Origin of the sequence: [Clostridium] scindens ATCC 35704 (assembly GCF_004295125.1) — a bacterium.
Classification (GTDB): Bacteria; Bacillota; Clostridia; order Lachnospirales; family Lachnospiraceae; genus Clostridium_AP; species Clostridium_AP scindens.
Window position 1 is genome coordinate 3,232,465 of record NZ_CP036170.1, and the last position, 20,249, is coordinate 3,252,713.

The 20,249-nt window shown below is 46.5% G+C and carries 21 protein-coding genes; 6 read left to right on the top strand and 15 right to left on the bottom strand.

The window, feature by feature from the left end; genetic code table 11:
* Positions 1 to 2: 2 nt before the first annotated feature.
* The 6 genes from gcvT to HDCHBGLK_RS16635 all read right to left on the bottom strand — a co-directional run bounded on the left by gcvT (position 3) and on the right by HDCHBGLK_RS16635 (position 6,833).
* A complete protein-coding gene (gene gcvT / locus HDCHBGLK_RS16610; protein ID WP_004606620.1) occupies positions 3 to 1,091 on the bottom strand; it encodes a glycine cleavage system aminomethyltransferase GcvT in 1,089 nt (362 codons plus the stop codon).
* A 552-nt stretch (positions 1,092 to 1,643) separates the two neighbouring features.
* Complete coding sequence (metA, locus tag HDCHBGLK_RS16615) at positions 1,644 to 2,564, bottom strand: homoserine O-acetyltransferase MetA (protein ID WP_004606619.1); 921 nt, start codon at positions 2,562 to 2,564, stop codon at positions 1,644 to 1,646.
* 5 nt (positions 2,565 to 2,569) lie between these two features.
* Positions 2,570 to 3,949: an AI-2E family transporter gene (locus tag HDCHBGLK_RS16620; RefSeq protein ID WP_009249637.1), complete on the bottom strand. Its 1,380-nt coding sequence runs from the start codon at positions 3,947 to 3,949 to the stop codon at positions 2,570 to 2,572.
* Positions 3,950 to 4,053: 104 nt separating this feature from the next.
* Positions 4,054 to 4,374 carry a DUF1540 domain-containing protein gene (locus HDCHBGLK_RS16625; RefSeq protein ID WP_004606617.1) on the bottom strand — a complete coding sequence of 107 codons (321 nt, stop codon included), beginning with the start codon at positions 4,372 to 4,374 and terminating at the stop codon, positions 4,054 to 4,056.
* Positions 4,375 to 4,447: 73 nt separating this feature from the next.
* Complete coding sequence (thrS, locus tag HDCHBGLK_RS16630) at positions 4,448 to 6,373, bottom strand: threonine--tRNA ligase (protein ID WP_004606616.1); 1,926 nt, start codon at positions 6,371 to 6,373, stop codon at positions 4,448 to 4,450.
* Positions 6,374 to 6,407: 34 nt separating this feature from the next.
* Entirely contained in the window at positions 6,408 to 6,833 is a 426-nt protein-coding gene (locus tag HDCHBGLK_RS16635; protein ID WP_009248566.1) for an acyl-CoA thioesterase, read from the bottom strand.
* Positions 6,834 to 6,970: 137 nt separating this feature from the next.
* Here HDCHBGLK_RS16635 and HDCHBGLK_RS16640 point away from each other — a divergent pair, with 137 nt between their 5' ends.
* Together HDCHBGLK_RS16640 and HDCHBGLK_RS16645 are read left to right on the top strand one after the other, a co-directional pair.
* Positions 6,971 to 8,152 carry an IS91 family transposase gene (locus HDCHBGLK_RS16640; protein WP_039909242.1) on the top strand — a complete coding sequence of 394 codons (1,182 nt, stop codon included), beginning with the start codon at positions 6,971 to 6,973 and terminating at the stop codon, positions 8,150 to 8,152.
* 35 nt (positions 8,153 to 8,187) lie between these two features.
* Positions 8,188 to 8,382 (top strand): hypothetical protein, encoded by a 195-nt coding sequence (locus tag HDCHBGLK_RS16645; protein WP_004607984.1) that lies wholly within the window; start codon positions 8,188 to 8,190, stop codon positions 8,380 to 8,382.
* A gap of 557 nt (positions 8,383 to 8,939) precedes the next feature.
* Here HDCHBGLK_RS16645 and HDCHBGLK_RS16650 read toward each other — a convergent pair.
* Both HDCHBGLK_RS16650 and HDCHBGLK_RS16655 read right to left on the bottom strand, forming a co-directional pair.
* On the bottom strand, positions 8,940 to 9,647 hold the full coding sequence (locus HDCHBGLK_RS16650) for a YdcF family protein (RefSeq protein ID WP_004605195.1): 708 nt from the start codon (positions 9,645 to 9,647) through the stop codon (positions 8,940 to 8,942).
* Positions 9,647 to 10,153 (bottom strand): SEC-C metal-binding domain-containing protein, encoded by a 507-nt coding sequence (locus HDCHBGLK_RS16655; protein ID WP_009248567.1) that lies wholly within the window; start codon positions 10,151 to 10,153, stop codon positions 9,647 to 9,649. Before HDCHBGLK_RS16655 ends, HDCHBGLK_RS16650 begins: the two co-directional genes overlap by 1 nt.
* Before the next feature lie 90 nt (positions 10,154 to 10,243).
* On the opposite strand from HDCHBGLK_RS16655, the gene HDCHBGLK_RS16660 reads away from it, so the two are divergent.
* The gene (locus HDCHBGLK_RS16660) at positions 10,244 to 10,462 is read left to right on the top strand and encodes a hypothetical protein (RefSeq protein WP_009248568.1); all 219 of its coding nucleotides are present in this window, start codon (positions 10,244 to 10,246) and stop codon (positions 10,460 to 10,462) included.
* Here HDCHBGLK_RS16660 and HDCHBGLK_RS16665 read toward each other — a convergent pair.
* From HDCHBGLK_RS16665 to HDCHBGLK_RS16675, 3 genes are all read right to left on the bottom strand, one after another.
* Entirely contained in the window at positions 10,432 to 10,617 is a 186-nt protein-coding gene (locus HDCHBGLK_RS16665) for a hypothetical protein (protein WP_004605192.1), read from the bottom strand. The two genes, HDCHBGLK_RS16660 and HDCHBGLK_RS16665, sit on opposite strands and share 31 nt — an antisense overlap.
* Positions 10,618 to 10,821: 204 nt before the next feature.
* Entirely contained in the window at positions 10,822 to 12,102 is a 1,281-nt protein-coding gene (locus tag HDCHBGLK_RS16670) for an adenylosuccinate synthase (RefSeq protein ID WP_009248569.1), read from the bottom strand.
* Between the two features lie 100 nt (positions 12,103 to 12,202).
* Positions 12,203 to 12,631, bottom strand: coding sequence for a hypothetical protein (locus HDCHBGLK_RS16675; protein ID WP_004605190.1), 429 nt, complete (start codon positions 12,629 to 12,631; stop codon positions 12,203 to 12,205).
* A gap of 83 nt (positions 12,632 to 12,714) precedes the next feature.
* Here HDCHBGLK_RS16675 and HDCHBGLK_RS16680 point away from each other — a divergent pair, with 83 nt between their 5' ends.
* Positions 12,715 to 13,839, top strand: coding sequence for a serine/threonine protein kinase (locus HDCHBGLK_RS16680; RefSeq protein ID WP_004605189.1), 1,125 nt, complete (start codon positions 12,715 to 12,717; stop codon positions 13,837 to 13,839).
* Between the two features lie 76 nt (positions 13,840 to 13,915).
* Here HDCHBGLK_RS16680 and HDCHBGLK_RS16685 read toward each other — a convergent pair whose 3' ends face one another.
* On the bottom strand, positions 13,916 to 14,242 hold the full coding sequence (locus tag HDCHBGLK_RS16685; protein WP_004605188.1) for a helix-turn-helix domain-containing protein: 327 nt from the start codon (positions 14,240 to 14,242) through the stop codon (positions 13,916 to 13,918).
* Positions 14,243 to 14,400: 158 nt separating this feature from the next.
* Here HDCHBGLK_RS16685 and HDCHBGLK_RS16690 point away from each other — a divergent pair, with 158 nt between their 5' ends.
* On the top strand, positions 14,401 to 14,931 hold the full coding sequence (locus HDCHBGLK_RS16690) for a DUF5067 domain-containing protein (protein WP_009248570.1): 531 nt from the start codon (positions 14,401 to 14,403) through the stop codon (positions 14,929 to 14,931).
* Between the two features lie 65 nt (positions 14,932 to 14,996).
* Here the strand turns inward: HDCHBGLK_RS16690 and cls are convergent, their stop codons facing one another.
* The gene (gene cls, locus HDCHBGLK_RS16695; RefSeq protein WP_004605186.1) at positions 14,997 to 16,559 is read right to left on the bottom strand and encodes a cardiolipin synthase; all 1,563 of its coding nucleotides are present in this window, start codon (positions 16,557 to 16,559) and stop codon (positions 14,997 to 14,999) included.
* Positions 16,560 to 16,723: 164 nt separating this feature from the next.
* Here cls and HDCHBGLK_RS16700 point away from each other — a divergent pair, with 164 nt between their 5' ends.
* The gene (locus HDCHBGLK_RS16700; protein WP_004605184.1) at positions 16,724 to 17,038 is read left to right on the top strand and encodes a hypothetical protein; all 315 of its coding nucleotides are present in this window, start codon (positions 16,724 to 16,726) and stop codon (positions 17,036 to 17,038) included.
* Positions 17,039 to 17,100: 62 nt separating this feature from the next.
* Here HDCHBGLK_RS16700 and pdxR read toward each other — a convergent pair whose 3' ends face one another.
* A complete protein-coding gene (gene pdxR, locus HDCHBGLK_RS16705) occupies positions 17,101 to 18,498 on the bottom strand; it encodes a MocR-like pyridoxine biosynthesis transcription factor PdxR (protein WP_004605183.1) in 1,398 nt (465 codons plus the stop codon).
* A gap of 8 nt (positions 18,499 to 18,506) precedes the next feature.
* The gene (locus HDCHBGLK_RS16710) at positions 18,507 to 20,174 is read right to left on the bottom strand and encodes a glutamine--tRNA ligase/YqeY domain fusion protein (protein WP_004605182.1); all 1,668 of its coding nucleotides are present in this window, start codon (positions 20,172 to 20,174) and stop codon (positions 18,507 to 18,509) included.
* Positions 20,175 to 20,249: the final 75 nt, after the last annotated feature.

Sequence of the window (20,249 nt, forward strand, 5' to 3'; positions counted from 1 at the left end):
ATTTATTTGCTTCTTTTATAAAATGGTAATGCCACCACGAAAGCCTCAACAATCCGTCCACGGACTTCTACTTCCACCTTGGTTCCCTCTTCTGTATATGCGGCATCCACAAGTGCCATCCCAATAGGATAGCCAAGGAATGGGCAGTGGGTTCCCGACGTGGTATGACCGATGACCTTTCCATCCACAAACACATCCTGATGCTCTCTTATGATTCCCCGTCCGGTTACTTTAAGTCCGATACGCTTTCTCTTTGGCTCTCCTTGCGCAATCAGCGCATCTTTGCCGACAAAGTCTTCTTTTGCCATCTTCACGGCAAATCCAAGCCCGGTCTCCAGAGGGGTTACCTCATCATCCATCTCATGCCCATAAAGCGGCATCGCCGCTTCCATGCGAAGCGTATCCCTTGCGCCAAGGCCGCAGGGAATCAGGCCTTCTTCTTTTCCGGCCTCAAGCAGGATATCCCATAATTTTTCGGCAAGGCCGGCATCCAGATATAATTCCACGCCATCCTCCCCGGTATACCCGGTCTTTGAAATAATGCACGGAATACCGGCTGCTTTTGCATCAAACACCGCATGATAGTATTTCTTTGGTATGTCCTCTTCTTTTGCGATCTTCCTGAGGATTTCCATTGCCTTAGGTCCCTGAAGCGCAAGCTGCGCATACTGGTCGGATACGTCCCTAAATGAGGCTTTCCCAAACTGATGCGCAAGCATCCATTGATAATCCTTATCCTTATTGGCCGCGTTTACTACGATAAAATATTGATTCTCTGCCTTCTTATATACAATCAGATCATCCACGGTACCGCCGTTCTCATTGCACATCGGGCTATACCTTGCCTGTCCGTCTTTCATATTATCAAAATTGTTGGTCAGGATCATCTGGAGATTCGCCAGCGCATCCTCTCCCTCGCATAGAATCTCTCCCATATGGGATACATCAAACAGTCCTGCCTGCCTGCGGACTGCCATATGCTCTTTGATTACACCTGTAGGATATTGTACCGGAAGAATATATCCCCCAAAAGGCACCATCTTCCCTCCGGCTTTTACATGCGCATCGTACAGCGGAGTCTTTAATTCCATTCATCTTCCTCCTTTTCATCTGATCTCTGCCCCAATATCCGGGTGGATAAAAAACAGGGAAATATAACCATCCCTCCCTGGATCTTATATCTCCCTGTCATCCTTTCCCCTAAGCATCGCTCAAATCACTTACCTTTAATTGTTTATTTTAATTTGATTTCATTATACTCATGAGGAAATATTCTGTCAATATTTGTTTTATTTTTCACACTATGATAATATTGACGCAATTTTCACAATTAAACAAAATACTTATCGGTTCATGATGTGAATTGCCCTATTCTGGGCTATGATAAATCTTCTGATAGTTTTAATTTGCGTGCCACATTTTCATCCTCCGATTTTTAATTAAATAACAACGGGCTTCATATGCAAAAACTGTCTTACGCCATTTGAATTTTTAATTTACGCCATATTACGCCATTTACATAAAAAGTTATAAAAAACTATAAGAAAATACATGAAATTCGTTTCAAAAAGGCATTACTTTTTATAGATTATGGAACATCCAAATATGAGAGAAACGTGTCAGCCATGCGGTTTGTGAGCATTTTAAAATGGCGTCCCTTCCAAATCATAAGGTGTAATCTGGTAAACGTAGTAATTCAGCCAGTTTGTATACAGATTGTTAGCTGTGGCACGCCACGTAAGGAGCGGCTTATTCTCTGGATTGTCATCCTCGTAATAGTTTTTGGGCATCTCGATCGGCAGGCCCTTGCTAAGATCCCTTTTATATTCCCCATCCAGGGTCACGCGGTCATATTCTGGATGGCCCATAACGAAGATCTGACGACCTTCCTCTGCCATTGCAAGGAACAGCCCGGCTTCTTCTGATTCAGCCAGCACGGTCAGGCGGGGGTCCGCATGTATCTTTTCCATCGGTACATCCGTATGTCTGGAATGCGGGGCGAGGAATACATCATCGAAGCCGCGAACCAGAGGAATCTTACGGTTCATCACCTTATGCCAGAACACGCCGAACAGTTTGTGATCCAGCGCCACCTTATCGATTCCATAATGATAGTAGAGGCCTGCCTGGGCTCCCCAGCATAGGTGGAGCGTAGATGTCACGTGGGTCTTGCTCCACTCCATGATTTCCTTAAGTTCCTGCCAATAGTCCACGTCTTCGAAAGGCATCTGCTCCACCGGCGCTCCGGTAATGATGAATCCGTCAAACTTCTTATCTCTTACTTCGCTGAACTTCTGGTAGAACTTATTCAGATGGCTGGTTGGCGTATTCTTGGACTCATGACTGGATACGGTGATAAATGATACGTCCACCTGAAGGGGCGTATTGGATAAGGATCTAAGTATCTGCAGTTCCGTGTCTTCCTTAAGCGGCATAAGGTTAAGAAGCCCGATCTCGATAGGCCGTATATCCTGATGCGTTGCCCGGTGCTCATCCATCACAAATATATTTTCTCTTTCCAATATCTCCTTTACTGGGAGATCATTCTGAACTCTGATTGGCATAGTCTTTATTTCCCCTTTTCTTTGTTATTGTTATTGACTTCGTTTCCATCTTCACCCTCCTCGGAATGGTAATACTTCCCATCGTCATCCACATAACTCATGGCATCATAGAAGTTGGAGTTGGCAGGCAGCTTCTTGCGCTCCAGGCGATAATTCATTATCATCTGCACAATATAATACAGCACGGCAAAGGTAGGAACACCCATAATCATTCCCACGAATCCGAATAGCCCTCCTCCAAGAAGGATCGCCACGATTACCCAGAATGCCGACAGGCCTGTTGAATTGCCCAGGATCTTCGGCCCCAGGATGTTGCCGTCAAACTGCTGCAGCAAAAGAATGAAAATGATAAAATACAGTCCTTTGATCGGATCCGCCAGCATAATGAGGATGGCGCTTGGAATCGCTCCGATATACGGCCCGAAGAATGGGATAACATTCGTCACTCCTACGATCACGCTGACCAGCACGGCATAAGGCATATTCAATATGGTGAGCCCGAAAAAGCACAGTACCCCGATAATGGCGGAATCAATGATCTTTCCAATAATAAAACCGCCAAATATCTCGTTGCTCTTAGTGGTCAGATGCAGCACCATATTGGCATGCCTGGGAGACAGGATCGCATAGACGCATTTCTTCGTCTGGCGGATAAAAGTCTCCTTGCTGAACAATATGTACACTGAAATGATGATTCCAATCAGTGCATTAAATATTTCGTTTAAGATATTGATCACGCCTACCGTCAGATTGGACATAATCTCATTGGCGCGCCCAAGAAGATCCGTCCTGAGCCACTTCTGCAGCATGTCGGTTCCTTCTTCAATAGCGGCCTTAATAAGCGTGCCGGTGGTAGAATCGTCGATCTTTATAGTGTTGAGTTTATCAACCAAATCATTGAGCTGTCCCGGAAGGGTGAACACCAGGTTCCGGATGCTTGAATAAAGTTCTGGAATCAGCATGTTGCACAGTGTCACCACCAATACCAGCAAAAGGATCAGGGACAGCAGGATTCCGATTCCTCTGGCAGTCTTCTTTGCCCTGCCCGGAGTCTTTACCTTCTTCTCCAGTACAGGGGCCAGATACTTGTCTGCCTTCTTCACGATCGGATTCAGCAGATAGGCGATGACGCAGCCATAGACTACCGGCTTAAGAACCTGGAATATCTTTGAGAACCCTTCGGACAGATTCGTCACTCTAAGCAGGGCAAAATAAAACAAGATGCTGGCGGCCACCACCAGAAAATACGTCATTCCCCTGCTAAACTGCTGCCGGAGTTTTGACGGGCCGCTTCCACCCAATTTCGGCCGGCTGGAATAATACGCGTTCTGGCCGCGATCTTTCTCCTTCTGTATGCTGTCCACGCTTGCTTCTTCTTTGTTCATTCTATCTTCCTCTTCTCTTACACAGATAAAATAATTATACCCTTTGAACAAATATGCGTCAACCAAAAAGGAAGCCCGAAGGCTTCCTTTTTCTGCTCTGCCTCTTAGTTGCATCCACACTTGAACGTGGCACATTCGGTCTGCTCGCACTGGCAGGCATTGCTTCCTTCCACGCTGATCTTTCCCGCGTGGCACTCGCATTTCTCATTATAGATACATTCTGTAGCCTTACAGTCGATGCTGCTGCATGCGGATGCCTGTCCATTTACATCGCTGTGGGAATCTCCCTTGCGCTCCTCGAAACTGTCGCAGCAGGTTTCTTCAGAACGCTTTGCTGAACTTCCTCCTACGATAATGCGCTCCAGGTCACAGTAGAAATTCTTGTTGTGCGTACATGTCTGTACTGTACATTTCAATTCTGGCATAATATTACCTCCTAATCATTCAAGAATATCGAGATTTATTATGCCCTGTTTTTTCATTTTTACTCTGTACTTCCTAATCCTCTTTCGTAACTTCGCGCTGAACCTTTGCCTGTATCTCTTCTTTGATCGCATCGATAAATGAGGCGATGTCCTTCTGGCCTTCATCCCCGGCAAATCTGCTTCTTACGGATACCAGATTCTGCTCTTCTTCTTTTGCTCCCACCACGAGCATGTATGGGATCTTGTTCATCTGCGCTTCCCTGATCTTGTAGCCGATCTTCTCAGCCCTCTCGTCCAGTTCCGCGCGGATCCCTGCTTCTTCTAACTGTTCCAGCACTTTCTTTCCGTATTCCAGATGCTTCTCAGATATTGGAAGAACCTTTACCTGAACTGGCGCAAGCCATGTCGGGAAAGCTCCGGCAAAATGCTCGATCAGAATTCCGATAAAACGCTCGATGGATCCGAATGCAACACGGTGGATCATGATCGGGCGGTGCTTCTCTCCGTCAGCCCCAGTGTACTCCAGGTCAAAACGCTGCGGCATCTGCATGTCAAGCTGGATGGTTCCGCACTGCCATGTCCTTCCGATGGAATCTTCCAGATGGAAGTCGATCTTTGGCCCATAGAATGCGCCGTCTCCTTCATTTACCATATAATCAAGCCCCAGATCATCCAGAGCGCCTCTTAAGCCTTCGGTCGCCATCTCCCAGTCTTCATCGCTGCCCATGCTGTTATCCGGCCGCGTAGACAGTTCTACATGGTACTTGAATCCGAACAGGCTGTAGATCTCGTCAATCAGCCGTGCTACGCCTTTGATCTCGTCCCTGATCTGCTCCGGAGTCATGAAAATATGGGCATCGTCCTGGGTAAAGCAGCGGACGCGGAACAGGCCGTGAAGAGCGCCTGACTTCTCGTGTCTGTGTACCAGGCCAAGCTCGCCCATGCGAAGCGGAAGGTCTTTGTAAGAACGCGGCTCGGACTTGTATACCAGCATGCCGCCCGGGCAGTTCATAGGCTTGACCGCATAGTCTTCTTCATCGATCATGGTGGTGTACATATTGTCTTTATAATGATCCCAGTGCCCGGAATTCTCCCACAGATGCCTGCTCAGGATAATAGGCGTGGATACTTCCACATATCCGTTTTCTTTGTGCAGTTCTCTCCAATAATCCAGAAGCGTATTCTTAAGAACCATTCCTTTTGGAAGGAAGAACGGGAATCCAGGGCCTTCGTCGCACATCATGAACAGGCCAAGCTCCCTGCCTAGTTTTCTGTGGTCACGCTTTTTCGCCTCCTCCATCATATGGAGGTATTCTTCCAGGTCTGCCTTCTTCGGGTAGGAGATGCCATAGATTCTGGTAAGCATCTTGTTCTTTTCGCTTCCGCGCCAGTATGCGCCTGCAAGACTTGTCAGTTTGAAAGCCTTAACCGCTTTTGTAGACATAAGGTGCGGTCCTGCGCACAGATCTACGAATTCGCCTTGCTTGTAGAAACTGATCTCCTCGCCTTCCGGCAGATCTTCTACCAATTCTACTTTATATGGTTCGTCATTTTCTTTAAAATATGCAATGGCTTCTTCCCTTGTCTTGGTAAAGCGTTCGATCGGCAATGCTTCTTTGACGATCTTTTTCATCTCCGCTTCGATTTTTTCCAGATCCTCCGCGACAAATGGCGTCTCGCGATCCAAATCATAGTAGAATCCATTGTCAATGGATGGGCCGATGGCCAGTTTTGTCTCCGGATAGAGACGCTTGATCGCCTGGGCCATAATATGGGATGTGGTATGCCAGAATGCGCCCCGTCCGTCTTCAGAGTCGAATGTCAGCAATTCCAGTTCGCAATCCTTGGAAACATCCGTCCTCAAGTCAACGATATCCCCGTCTATCTTTGCGCAGGTCGCTGCCCTTGCCAGCCCTTCGCTGATATCTTTTGCAATATCCAATACGGACATGCTTCTTTCATACCCTTTTTCAGAACCGTCTTTCAGTGTGATCTTCATAATCTGTAACCTCTCTTTTCTTTCTTGATATACTCTATTTATTTTTGTGGTCTTCCAGACCTTTTACAAACATGTTGTGGAACTCCAGACACGTCTGCTTCAGCGCAAGCGGCTTTCCTTCACGGTTAATAAAGCAATGCCTGGTGATTCCCCGGCAGTGGACCATCTGGGTCTTGTCCGAGATCACCTCGTATCCCACGGTCAGCTTGATGCCATTGTACTCCTTGACGAAGGTTTCTATGGTCACCGTCTCCCCGAAATGGACCATCCTCAGATAATCTGCTTCAACGGACAGTACCGGGCTTAGAATTCCCTTTTCTTCCATCTGGTCATACCCCAGCCCCATCTGTTCCATATAATCAGTCCGTGCTTCTTCAAACCAGCGGATATAGTTGGAATGATGCACAATTCCCATCTGATCTGTTTCATAATACTGTACCTTGTGCTTGTAAGGCTTCATCTTCCCCGTCCTTTCCTGCCTTTCGGGCATGTCATAGCATGGAATAAAAATAGTGTCTTCGACACTTCAACTCCCCTGCCCCTCAATCATGAGGGATAGGGGTTTCTTTTTGCTTCATTTTGCTTCATAATGGTCTTATGAATATCTTACAAAAAATTTTTATCGAACATTATGAAGAAATGATTTATCTTCAACATCCTCGTGATGCTATTGTTGAGAATGTAGAAAAAATGATTCATTGTGGCGATCCATCTTATGGTGGCGCCATGTATATTTGTCCCAATTGTGGTAATTTCAAATTTACTGCTTTTCGTTGTCATTCTCGCTTCTGTCCAACTTGTGGTAACATGTATTCCATTGACAGAACTACTGCTATGTCTTTTAAGATTATTGATGTACAACATCGGCATTGTGTTTTTACCATTGATGATTCTTTGCGGCCTTTTTTTCTTAAAGACCGTTCTCTTCTTAACTGCCTTTTTTCGGCAGTCAACAGCGTGATTTCTCGTATGTTCCATAAAGAAAATAAATCTGAATTATTTACTCCTGGATTTATTTGCGTCCTTCATACCTTTGGCAGAGATTTAAAATGGAATCCTCACATTCACTGCCTTGTTTCTGAAGGTGGTGTTGGTAATACTCTTTCCTGGCGACACTTCAAACATTTTAACTATCATTTTTTACGTGATGCGTTCCAAACTGCTCTTTTAAATGAACTCCATCAAAAAATAGGTCCAGCTTTCAAAAAAGTAAAATCTGCTATCTATGCAAAAGATAAAAATGGTTTTTATGTTCGCGCCATGCCTAACAAGTGTAATCCTTCTCAGGTTATCAAATATATCGGTCGTTATCTTGGCAGACCTGTTATTGCTACTTCTCGCATTGATTCTTACGATGGTGATTTTGTCACCTTCCATTACAACCGTCATGAAGACAATAAACTTATTACAGAAACTGTTCCTGTTTTGGAATTCATTGACCGCTTAACACAACACATCCCTGAAAAACATTTTAAAATGATTCGCTATTATGGTATTTACGCTCGTCACCGTAATTCTGACAATTTTTTACGAAAAGCCATTTCCAGAGAAAAACATAACTTTTTTCTTTCACTCAATAGGTGGCGTGATTCAATCTTACATTCTTTTGGTTACGATCCTTTAAAATGTCCGAACTGTGGAAAAACCATGCTATTTTTAGAACTATATTTTAATCATAATCCTGTTCCTTTGCATGAATTATACGAAAAGGCTATGCAAAAACATAGATGTCGTTCGCCTGCCTCGTTTTCATATCTTCCAAAACCTCTTTTCTCATGATAAACTCAATATATCTTAAGAACGGAGGCCACACTATGAAACGTATAACAGAAGCAGAACTCGCAAAGGAACTAAGGGAACAGTACATTAAAAATCCACCAGAAGGTATGACTTCTAAAGAAGTCCATGACATGAGTGACGACGAACTTCTGGATATGGATTATTTCTTACATGAATTTGATAACCTTGATGATGACGATTTTGGTGAAGAGGGCTTTTACATCTTTTAATCCAAACCGTCTGATTCACTATGCCCGCTTTTGAGCGGGCTATTTTAGTCCCCAAGTTCTCCGAAAGGAGAACTTTCCTATAAAGTAAAAAAGTCCCTTACAGCCTGCATGCTGTAAGGGACGAGTTCATCAAGTCTCGCGGTTCCACCCTGCTTGAACTGGCATATTCGCCAGAACCACTTCTTTCATGATGGTAACGGAATCACCGGACTGTTTTGCAGCCACTCGGAGGTAGTCTTCAGAAGGTTCCGTAATAAGGGGCTTGCAGCCTTTGGCTCCTCTCTCTGTAATTCTTCCCCAACCTACTCGTCTCGTCAACGTGTTTTGATATATGTTACCATTATAACACTGTCTTATTCTTTGTCAACACAGAGTTTCTGCAATTTCAGAATTTTCTCCTGCAAAGACTCCCGAACAGGCCGTGCCACAAGGTCCGGACACCCCAGGTAATACCCCTGCATATAATGCAGCACCACATTCCTCTTTTCCCTTTTCTCATCCTCCTATAAAAATGGCAACGTGTCATATGGATACTATAACACATTGCTTCCTCAAAATCAAAAAAACAGCCACATCTTCCACACGGCAAAGCATTCTCTGACCATGTAATTTACAAGCAGCGCCGGATGGCAGCTGGCCGCCAGCGGGTATGGATGGCCGTATCCAAGTCGCCTGGCATAAGCGCAAGCCCGGTACAGATGAAAATTATTGGATACGATTCCAACGTCAGCCTCCCCGCAGTTCATGTATCGTTTGGAGAACTTCAGGTTCTCCTGGGTCGTAGTGGATGCTTCCTCCTTGATGATACGATAAGACGCGATTCCCTGCGCGATCAAATAGTCTTCCATCGCCTGGGCTTCCGTAACGTCTTCTCCTGTGCCCTGTCCCCCGGATACAACCGCCCTGGTCCCAGGATGTGCCTTTAGATAAATCAAAGCCTTATTCAGGCGGCGGTACAGGGAATCCGTGATTTTTCGCCCTTCTACATGGGCTCCCAGAATAATCAGATAATCATATTCCTTCTGTCCCCGTGGAACCATTCCCATGACAATCCTAAGTTCTGTCACGACAAACACGGCTACAGGCAGAAGAAGCGCCTTCCTGGCCGCTGCTTCCATCCCAAGCCGGACTGCGGCATAATCATACAGCCAGAGCCCCAGGCCTGCCGCCAGCCAGAATCTTGAAAATGTGGAATCCCATTTCTTTAGCGCCACGCATAGGACGGCATAGTACAAAAGGCATGCTGCCCCCAGAAGCGTCAGCATTATCTACCACAACATTTCTTATACTTCTTGCCGGAGCCGCATGGACACGGATCATTACGCCCTACCTTCTTTCCCTTGCGGATAGTAGTGGACTCTTTCTGCTCCTTGTACAGTTTCTTCAGTTCTTCCTCCGAATAGATCTCCTTCCATTGTGGAAGTTCATACAGCCAGTCCGCTTTGGCTGCCACCATGTTCTTATATAATTTTTCCTTATCAAAGGCAAGGCTGACTACGGTATCTTCCTCCATCGTCTCAATCGGATTCTCTTCCTTCAGGCTTTCATTGATTCCATCCAGGAATCCAACCATGGTAAGCACTTCCTGGCCATACTTCTCTGCCAGTTCCTTGACGGTGCCCTTTACCTCCTCGTCCGGGTTGGACAGCAGCTTTTCATAGATTTCCTTCTCAATCTGGAAATAGGTGCCCCAGAAATTCTGCAACTGGCCCCTGTCTGCCTGCTCATCATAGGCAATATCTCTCCATTGATCTAATAATGTACGACTCATATTCATATACTCCTTTGTATTCATTTGCAATTTTCTCTTGCTCTTTATATAATATACTAAAGTCTTGATTGGATGTAAAGGATGATTCTGATGAAAAAAGTAAAACGTATTCTGGCTTTGGCAGGCGCAGTCCTTCTATTCTGCATGTATGCAAGCACCCTGGTGTTCGCCCTGACCGACCGTTCGCAGACAATGGGCCTTTTGAAAGCGTCCATTGCCTGCACCATAATTCTTCCAGTGTTAATATATGCCTATACTCTGGTATATAAGGTCACTCATCATGACCAGGATGATGATGACACCAAATAGTACTCAAAAGGCGTCAGTCCTCTTGCTCCCCGTAGCAGTTCTGACTCTTTTTTGGCGTGCTTTTTTTCCTTCTCCCTTATCTTTTTTCTCTTGGCAAGGTATTCTTCCATTGAAATCACTTCTGGCTCTGGATATTCCCAGTCTCTCTTATGCATAAACGATACCTCCATTTCCATTATTTATACTCGTTTTTTGTTAAAACTCCGAACTCCCGACTCTATTATTATATTGCTACGGTCCCCATTATATGACTCTTTTGTGTCAATACTATGGAAATTATCTAAAATAATGGTGATGGTTTCCTTAAGAATTTCAAAAGGCGCCCTGCCTAAGATTCCTTAGACGGGCGCCTGCATGTCTTACACATTCCTATATATAATATCATTTCTTCCCGGGCCATTCGATACCATGGTGATCGGGTATCCGATCTGCGCTTCGATGAATTCCACATACTTCCTGCAGTTTTCCGGAAGGTCTTCATACTTTGTGATGCCCCGGATATCGCTCTTCCATCCCGGAAGCGTCTGAAGCACCGGCCTTGCCCGATCAAGACGATGCGTGGTGGGGAAGTCCGTGGTAACCGCTCCGTCAATCTCGTAGCCTACGCACACCGGAATCTCATCTAAATACCCCAGCACGTCCAGAACCGTGAATGCCACGTCGGTCGTTCCCTGCATTCTGCATCCGTATTTGGAAGCCACGCAGTCAAACCACCCCATTCTTCTGGGGCGCCCTGTGGTGGCTCCGAATTCGCCGCCGTCTCCGCCGCGGCGTCTGAGCTCGTCCGCTTCATCTCCAAAGATCTCGCTTACAAATGCTCCCGCGCCTACCGCGCTTGAGTATGCCTTGCACACGGTGATGACCTTTCTGATCTCGTATGGCGGAATGCCTGCTCCGATGGCTCCGTAAGCGGCCAGCGTCGAAGAAGAGGTAACCATTGGATAGATTCCATGATCCGGGTCTTTTAGGGATCCCAGCTGGCCCTCCAGCAGAATCTCCTTCCCTTCCTTCAGCGCATTGTGAAGATACAGCGAAGTGTCGCATACATAAGGCTCCACCATCTTCTTATAGTCTTGCAGTTCTTGATAGAGATCGTCAGGATTAATCACTGGCTTGTGGTACAGATGCTCAAGCAGGACATTCTTCTGCAGGGCCACCCTTTTTACCTTGTCTCTTAGAAGTTCGTCGTCGAACAGCTCGCTTACCTGGAATCCAATTTTTGCATATTTATCCGAATAGAATGGAGCAATCCCTGACTTGGTAGAGCCAAAGGACTTCCCTCCCAGTCTTTCCTCTTCATAGGCATCAAAGTTCTTATGATAAGACATTACCATCTGGGCACGGTCTGATACCAGGATCTTGGGCATAGGCACGTCCTTGTCGATGATGGACTGGATTTCCTGAAAGAGAACCGGCACGTCAAGAGCCACGCCATTGCCGATAATGCTGGTCGTATGGCTGTAAAATACGCCCGATGGCAGCGTATGCAGTGCGAACTTCCCGTAATCGTTGATGATGGTATGGCCTGCATTGGCTCCCCCCTGAAATCTTACAATGATGTCCGCCTGCTGGGCGAGCATATCGGTAATCTTTCCCTTGCCCTCATCACCCCAGTTAGCGCCTACTACTGCTTTAACCATTTTCATTCCTCCTGCGATCTATAATACTTTAACCTTCAACTTTTGCATTATACTATATTTTTCCCCTCCTGTAAAATGCATTTTAATTCAAATATTTCTATTATTCGATGATATTTTCATGCATTTCATATAAAAGTTCGTTCACCGCTGAAAGGGATGCCTTCTTCTTAAGTCCGAACAAGATGATGCTGTCTCTTTTGTTCTTTACATACAGAATCGGATATTCCGATATCTTCAGCATCTTCTGCATCTCTTCTATGGACAGTTCCATCCCGAATCCAAGAGCAAGAAGCTTATCCCGGTTGGGCTTTCGCGTGCCGGAGAATATCTGGTATGCATAGATTCTGTCCAGCTGGGACTTGCGGATGACATCCGCCTTTTTAAGTCCTTTCATTTTCATCACTTCTTCCAGGTATTGGGGGAGTCCCATATCTACAAACTCCGGCCCTTCCTGCAAATATTCATCAAAACTTTTCTTCTGCTTTAAAAGTTCCAGCAGTTCATCCGTGGTTTTTCGGCTTGTCTCCATATTTTCACCTTTCGTTATTTACAAATGCACAACTTATGATAAAATAAATATCAGAAAATTGCAAGAACAAAGAATGGAGTACTATGGGGAATCTGAAAGCCGAATATCTGGAACAAACCTATATTGACCTTGCGCCTCTTAAGGATGCCGAAGACTGCCGCACCTATCTGACGCGCAGCCAGGTTGACGGAAGCCTGGCAGTACGCAAGGAAATCTGCGCCCTTCAGTACCCATTGTACCAGCAGTTAATCGACTTTTCCCATCCCAGTCTGGCAAGGGTGCTGGAGACTTATACCAAGGATGGAAGATACTTTGTACTGGAAGAATATGTCAGCGGGTCTACCATAGGCTCCTACTTAAAAAGAGGGTATCATTTTCAGGAACATGAAATCTTAAGCTTCATATCCCAGCTGTGCTCTGCCCTCTCCTTCCTTCATGCCCATAACATCATCCACCGGGATGTCACGCCGGAGAACCTGCTGATCTCCACGGACAATGTGCTCAAATTGATCGACTTTGGAATATCCCGAAGCAAAAAGGAGGGCCAGAGCCAGGATACCACTATCCTTGGCACGGTCGGATACGCGGCTCCGGAGCAGTTTGGCTTCGGGCAGACGGATGAGCGAACCGATATCTATGCCACAGGCGTCCTGCTTAACGTCCTGCTGACCGGCAGCCTTCCCAAGGATGATCTGCCTTTCGATCCTCGTTACCGCCAGATCGTCTTAAAGTGTACCAGCATATCCCCTGCGGACCGTTATTCCTCCGTATCCGAATTAAAGAGCCAGATCATGGCCATAAAGCCAACGCGGATATACCAGGCGGAAATCGTAGAGCCGTCGGGGAAAGCGCCGCGAAAAGACTCTCTGATCCGCCGCTTTTTCCGCCATGTACCGGGATTTCGTACCGGCAATCCGGGAAAGATGATCGTGGCCATCATCGGCTACTTCCTGATGCTCCTCTTCGTTGTCGTGAATGGCACCCGTCCTCTGGAGCCAGGAGATATCCGCTCAGAGTATTGGACCATCAATTATTTCTTTGTCGGCGTCTGGGCGGCATACGTGAACCTGGGCAATTACTGCGGCCACATAGAAGCCTATGATAAGGTAGGGCCTCTCACCAGGCTTCTGCTGCGGACGGCCGTCGCCCTGGCAGTCTTCCTTACCACCGGCCTTCTCCTTTATTTTGAAAACTATTGCCTGAAATAAAATGTTCCCCTTGTATGCTCGATGCATACCAAAGAAAAAAGGGACTTCTGTATATTATGTACAGAGGTCCTTTTTGCTATTTATCATTATAACTTAATAGAAGCTTCGTCAGATTGACCACAAGTTCCTGCTCTTTGGGGGTGGCTTCTGACAAAAGGCCGGTCCATATGTCTTTGTAAGGCACCTGGTCCTGGATGATAGATTCCTGAAGAAGATAGTCTACCGTAACGCCCAGGCAGTTTGTAATATTAATCAGGCTGTCCAGCGTCAGTTTCCGTTCTCCTCTTTCAATCTGTCCGATATAAGACGTGGAAAGATTCACCTCTTCGGCCAACCGTTCCTGGGTCATATTCAATTTTAAACGTTCTTCTTTTATTCTTCTTCCTAGGGCAATATAATCCATACGCTATTCCTCACATTCTATTATAAGCAATTTTACAATGATTGCACCATAGTTTTAATATGCTATTAGCGTTATTTATATTCTCTATTAGTTGTATTTTGATATGCAAAATGTTATACTTTAAAAAAGAAATTTTAGTAAAAGAGAGGGAATTCATTATGAAAAAGAGATTGTTAACCGTATTGCTTGTAGCATCCATGTGCCTGTGCCTGACCGCCTGCGGCGGGTCTTCCGACGATAAGAAGGATAACAAGAAGACAGAGGATACGGATGCCAAGAAAGATGACAAGAAAGATGACAAAAAGGATGAAGAGCCTGATGACGGAATCATCAACTTCGATGGCAAGGATTATAATGTGACTTACTCAAGGCACGAGGTGGGCACCGACTATGAAGGCAACCCCTGCCTGTTCTACTACTACAACTTCACCAACAATAAGAGCGAGGCTTCCAGCGTGATGGCCGTGGCTATGATCAAGGCTTTCCAGAACGGCGTTCAGTGTGACAGCGCATACATCCTGGAAGAGAATGAGGCGATCAACAATTATATGAAGGAGATACAGCCAGGCACATCCCTGGAAATCTGCCAGACCTTCAAACTGGCTGATATGTCTGAAGTAACGATAGAAGCATCTGACTTTGTTTCCTTTGACGACAAGAAGGACACCCAGATCATCACCCTTCAATAATCATCGCCCGGATATAATAAAACCGGCACGCAGGTTCTTAACAACTTCCTGCGTGCCGGTCTTTTTTACATCAGCGGGGCAACCAGCCTCATCACCTGTCCGGCTATCTTTGTCAGCATGCTCCGGTTCTTCACTTCAATCAGCGTCACCTTATGGCATCGGGCCAGCGTCTGCTGGAAATCCCGCTCAATCTTATCCACTTCGGAATTATTATAGATAAATGCCCCGCACTCAAAATGCAGATACAGACTCCGGTAATCCAGATTGATCGTGCCAACGGTGGCCGTGTCGTCATCGGATACAAACACCTTGGCATGGACGAAGCCCGGCGTGTACTCATAGATCTGGACGCCGCCTTCGATCAATTCCTTATAATAGGTCTTTGCAACCGCGAATGCATACCATTTATCCGGAATATGGGGCATGATGATAATGACCTCGATTCCGCTTTTCGCCACCCTGGTGAGGGTAGTGATCATCTCATTATCCAAAATCAGGTATGGCGTCATAATATGTACATACTTCTTCGCATGGTTCAGGATATGGAAATACACTTCCTCCCCAACATTCTCGTTGTCAAATGGGCTATCCGCATACGGGATGACATAGCCCAGTTCTCTTCTTAACCCCGGATACCTGGGCGTCAGGTATTTTCCATATCCTTCTGCCCGCCGTTCATCCACGTTCCACATTTCCAGGAACATCATGGTCAGGCTCTGTACCGCGTCCCCTTTCAGCATGATCGCGGTGTCTTTCCAGTGTCCGAACCGGACCTTCTGATTAATGTATTCATCCCCCAGGTTGATGCCGCCGGTATAGCCTACTTTGCCATCGATCACGCAGATCTTCCTGTGGTCGCGGTTGTTCTGGGTGGTAGACAAGAAGGGCTTAACGCTGTTTGCCATCTTGCACTTGATGCCATAACGCGCGATCTGTTCCGGATAATTATAGGGCAGCATGGAGATGGCGCACATCCCATCGTACATGAACCTCACTTCCACCCCTTCCCGGACCTTCTCCTTTAAAATGTCCAGGATAGCCCCCCACATATGGCCTTCTTCTACAATAAAATATTCCATGAAGATAAACCTTCGGGCCTTCTTAAGCTCTTCTACCATCGATTGGAATTTATACTCCCCAAGCGGGAAATACTTTACCTGCGTATTGCGGTAGGTAGGGAACCCCAGCTGATGCGACAGATAGTAGGACAGCTGGGCATTGGCCGACTTGCTAGCCCATATGGCGTCCACCACATCCTGATCCTGCTGCATGTAGGGCGCTGTCTCCAGCTTCAGCTTGCCCAGGCGGTCCTTCATAAACCTGGTTCCGAACTGCATCTTGACATATATGTAGAACAAGGTTCCAATTACGGGAAAAGCCAGCACGCACAGCATCCATGTCATCTTAAAGGCCGGATTGCCTTCAGAGTTGATGATGTATATCAATACGATGACTCCCAAGATAGTCAGAATCCCATAGATATAGGTCATATATTCTTCCAGGTAGAATGCCATTCCAAGAAAGACTCCTGCCTGAAGAAGAATCAGCAAAAGGATGATCCCCGTCCTGCTGAATACGATGCGGAAGAACCCTTTTTTGGCGGTTCCCGGCGCTTCATTCTTACTCATACTTTAGCCTCTTTCCTTTGCTTTTTGCGAAAATATATCATACAGTTTATCACAAATTCGGGCGTATCTCAACTTTCATGTATTTTATTTCGATTTTTAAGGAAAAATGATACGATATGTGCTATTATAATCCTATACTATAATCGAAAGGAGTTATAACTATCATGGCAAAATGGTGTAAAAAATTGTTAGGGCTTGCTGCCATTGGCACTGCCGTTGCCGGCCTTATCTATTACTTTAAAAAGAATGATACATGCGAAGATGATGAATTCTCAGAGGACTTCGAGGATGAGGATTTCGATCTGGACAGCGATTTAAAGCCAGTATCGGATCGTGAATATGTTCCATTGACACCCTCCGCAAACCCTGAAGATGGATCAGGGGAAGAAGATAAAGAGGTTCCAAAAGAGGAAGAAGCTCCAAAAGAAGAAGCAGATGCCTCCCAGGCAGCCAAAGACGATGATGAGGATGATGAATAGCCGTAATTATAAGGCAAGGGCGGGAAACTCTGAGGATTCCCGCCCTTCTTTCATGTACATTCCTATTCGATCCAGCAGTCTCTAAGGAGCCTTGCCGCTTCTCTGATCTGATCTTCCGTAAGGTTGGCATACCCAAGCAGTATGGTTGCCTTCTCCTCGCAGTTCTCCCTGATCCGGTAATCGGACAGTCCATATACGCGGATATCCGCTCGTGCCGCCCGGTCAATCAGTTCCTCCTCGGCCATCCCGTTTTGAAAGGTAAGAAGCAGATGCACGCCGGCATTCTCCCCTGATATGGTACAGATATCTGCCATTGGACGCAGTTCTTCGATCAAGACATCATGCCTGCTTTTATAAAGCGCTCTTGTCTTGTTCAGATGCCTTTCATAATACCCTTCTTCAATGAACTTCTGCACGATCAGCTGATCTACTTTGGAAACGGTAGAATTGACAAACCTGGCCTTCTGCTCATATGCCTCCAGTAATGGCTTGGGCAGGACCATATAGCTAAGACGGATCGCCGGGGCAATGGATTTGGAAAATGTGCCCAGGTATATGACTTTATCGCTGGCATCATAACCTTTGAGGGCAGGAATCGGCTTTCCTTTGTACCGGAACTCGCTGTCATAGTCATCTTCCACGATATACCTTCCCTGTTCCTCGCAGGCCCACTTAAGCAATTCCATCCGGCGGCGGATGGGCATGATAACTCCAGTAGGATACTGATGGGAAGGCGTCACATAGGCAATGTCGGCGCCTGACTTTTCAAGTTCTGTCACCTTCATCCCATTCTTGTCCATGGAAACCGGTATGCGGTTATAAGACATGCCCCCTGCCATCCGGTAGGCCTGCTTATAAGTAGGATCTTCGAATGCAATGGTATGGTCCATTCCCAGAATCATTCCCAGCAGCATCAGAATATAATCGCTTCCTGCCCCTACAATGATCTGATCCGGCGTACAATCCACTCCCCTTGCCTGATAGAGGTAACTGCAGATGGCGCTGCGGAAGCCGTACTCGCCCTGGGAATCACCGGACCGGAATAATTCCGTCCGGTCATCCAACAGGATATCCTTTGACAGCTTCCTCCACACATTATAGGGAAAACTTTTCAAATCCACGCCATTGGGCGTAAAATCATAGCGGTATCTGCGGGCTTCCTTCCTTTCCCTCTGGGGCTGCGGCTTATCCTTCTTCAGATGATACAGTTCGTCAATCTGGGCCACAAAAAATCCCTTATAAGGAACAGACTCGATATATCCCTCCGACAGAAGCTGCTCATAGGCCAGTTCTACCGTGCTCCTGCTTACCTCCAAGTGCTTCGACAGGAATCTGGTGGACGGCAGCTTCTCTCCATAAGGAATCCTTCCGCTCTGGATATCCGTCTTAATATAATCATAGATCTGTTCGTACAGGGGGATCCTGGAACGGGTATCCAGGCTGATCGTCAATTCATTCATAATTCCTCTTATTTCGGCAGTTTAAAGGAACTCTTCAGAGATACGATTCGGTTGAATACCAGCGCATCTGGTGCGGAGTCCTTGGAATCGATGCAGAAGTAGCCGTTTCTCACGAACTGGAAGCTGTCACAGGCCCCGGCATCCGCGAAACTGTCCTCTACATAGCAATTATTGAGAATCTTCAGGGAATCCGGATTCAGGTTCAAAGATCCATCCTCCTTGTTATATACGCCCTTCTCCTCATCGATCAGGTTCTCATACAGCCTTACTTGAGCCTGCTTTGCATAAGGCGCGGCCACCCAGTGGATCGTGCCCTTTACCTTCCGTCCGGTAAATCCGGATCCGCATTTAGTCTCTGGATCGTAGGTTGCATGGACGACCGTCACGTTGCCATTTTCATCCGTCTCATATCCTTCGCATTTGACAAAATATGCATGCATCAGACGCACTTCGTTGCCGGGGAAGAGGCGGAAATACTTCTTCGGAGGCTCGATCATGAAATCCTCCCGCTCAATATACAGTTCACGGCAGAAGGGAACCTTGCGCATTCCAAGTTCCGGATTCTCCATATTGTTGTCCACTTCCAGATACTCCACTTCCCCTTCCGGGTAATTATCAATCACCAGTTTGATGGGGTCAAGAACGGCCATCATTCGGGGCTTCTTCAGCTTCAGGTCCTCCCGGATGCAGTATTCAAGCATGGCATAATCCACGGAACTCTGGCTTTTGGATACGCCGCACATATCCACGAACATCTTGATGGATTCCGGCGTAAATCCCCGCCGCCTTAAAGCCGCGATGGATACAAGCCTGGGATCGTCCCAGCCATCTACGATGCCATCCTGCACCAGTTTCTTAATGTAGCGCTTTCCGGTCACCACATTGGTCAGATACAGTTTTGAAAACTCGATCTGCCTAGGCGCCGGATCAAACTCGCATTCCCTGACTACCCAGTCGTACAGAGGCCTGTGATCCTCGAATTCCAGAGTGCAGATGGAATGGGTGATCTTCTCCATCGCGTCCTCAATTGGATGGGCAAAGTCGTACATCGGATAGATGCACCATTTATCCCCTGTATTGTGGTGGGACATATGGGCAACCCGGTAGATGACGGGATCTCTCATATTAATATTCGGAGATGCCATATCTATCCTGGCCCGAAGCACCCTCTTGCCGTCCTGGCACAGGCCTTCTTTCATCTCTTCAAACAACTGCAGGTTCTCTTCTACGGACCGGTCCCTGTATGGGCTGTTCTTTCCAGGCTCCGTCAGGGTCCCCCGATAGGCGCGGATTTCTTCCGCGCTCAAGTCGCAGACATAGGCCTTTCCCTTCTTGATCAGTTTTATGGCGCATTGATACATCATATCGAAATAGTCGGATGCAAAGTACAGGTGATCCTTCCAGTCTGCCCCAAGCCATTTCACATCTTCCTTGATCGACTCTACAAACTCCATATCTTCTTTGGTCGGGTTCGTATCGTCAAATCTTAAATGGAAGGTTCCATTATATTTCTTTGCGAGCCCATAGTTCAAAAGAATAGACTTGGCATGTCCGATGTGAAGGTATCCGTTAGGCTCCGGCGGGAATCTGGTGCATACTTGCGTATAGACTCCTTCTGCCAGATCCTTATCTATTTCCTGCTCGATAAAATTTTTGGAAACTGTTTCTTCTTGCATGTTTTTCCTCCTTATAGGTACTTACATTCTGCCCCCTATATTATCATAAATAATGTAGCGAAACAAGGCGTTACA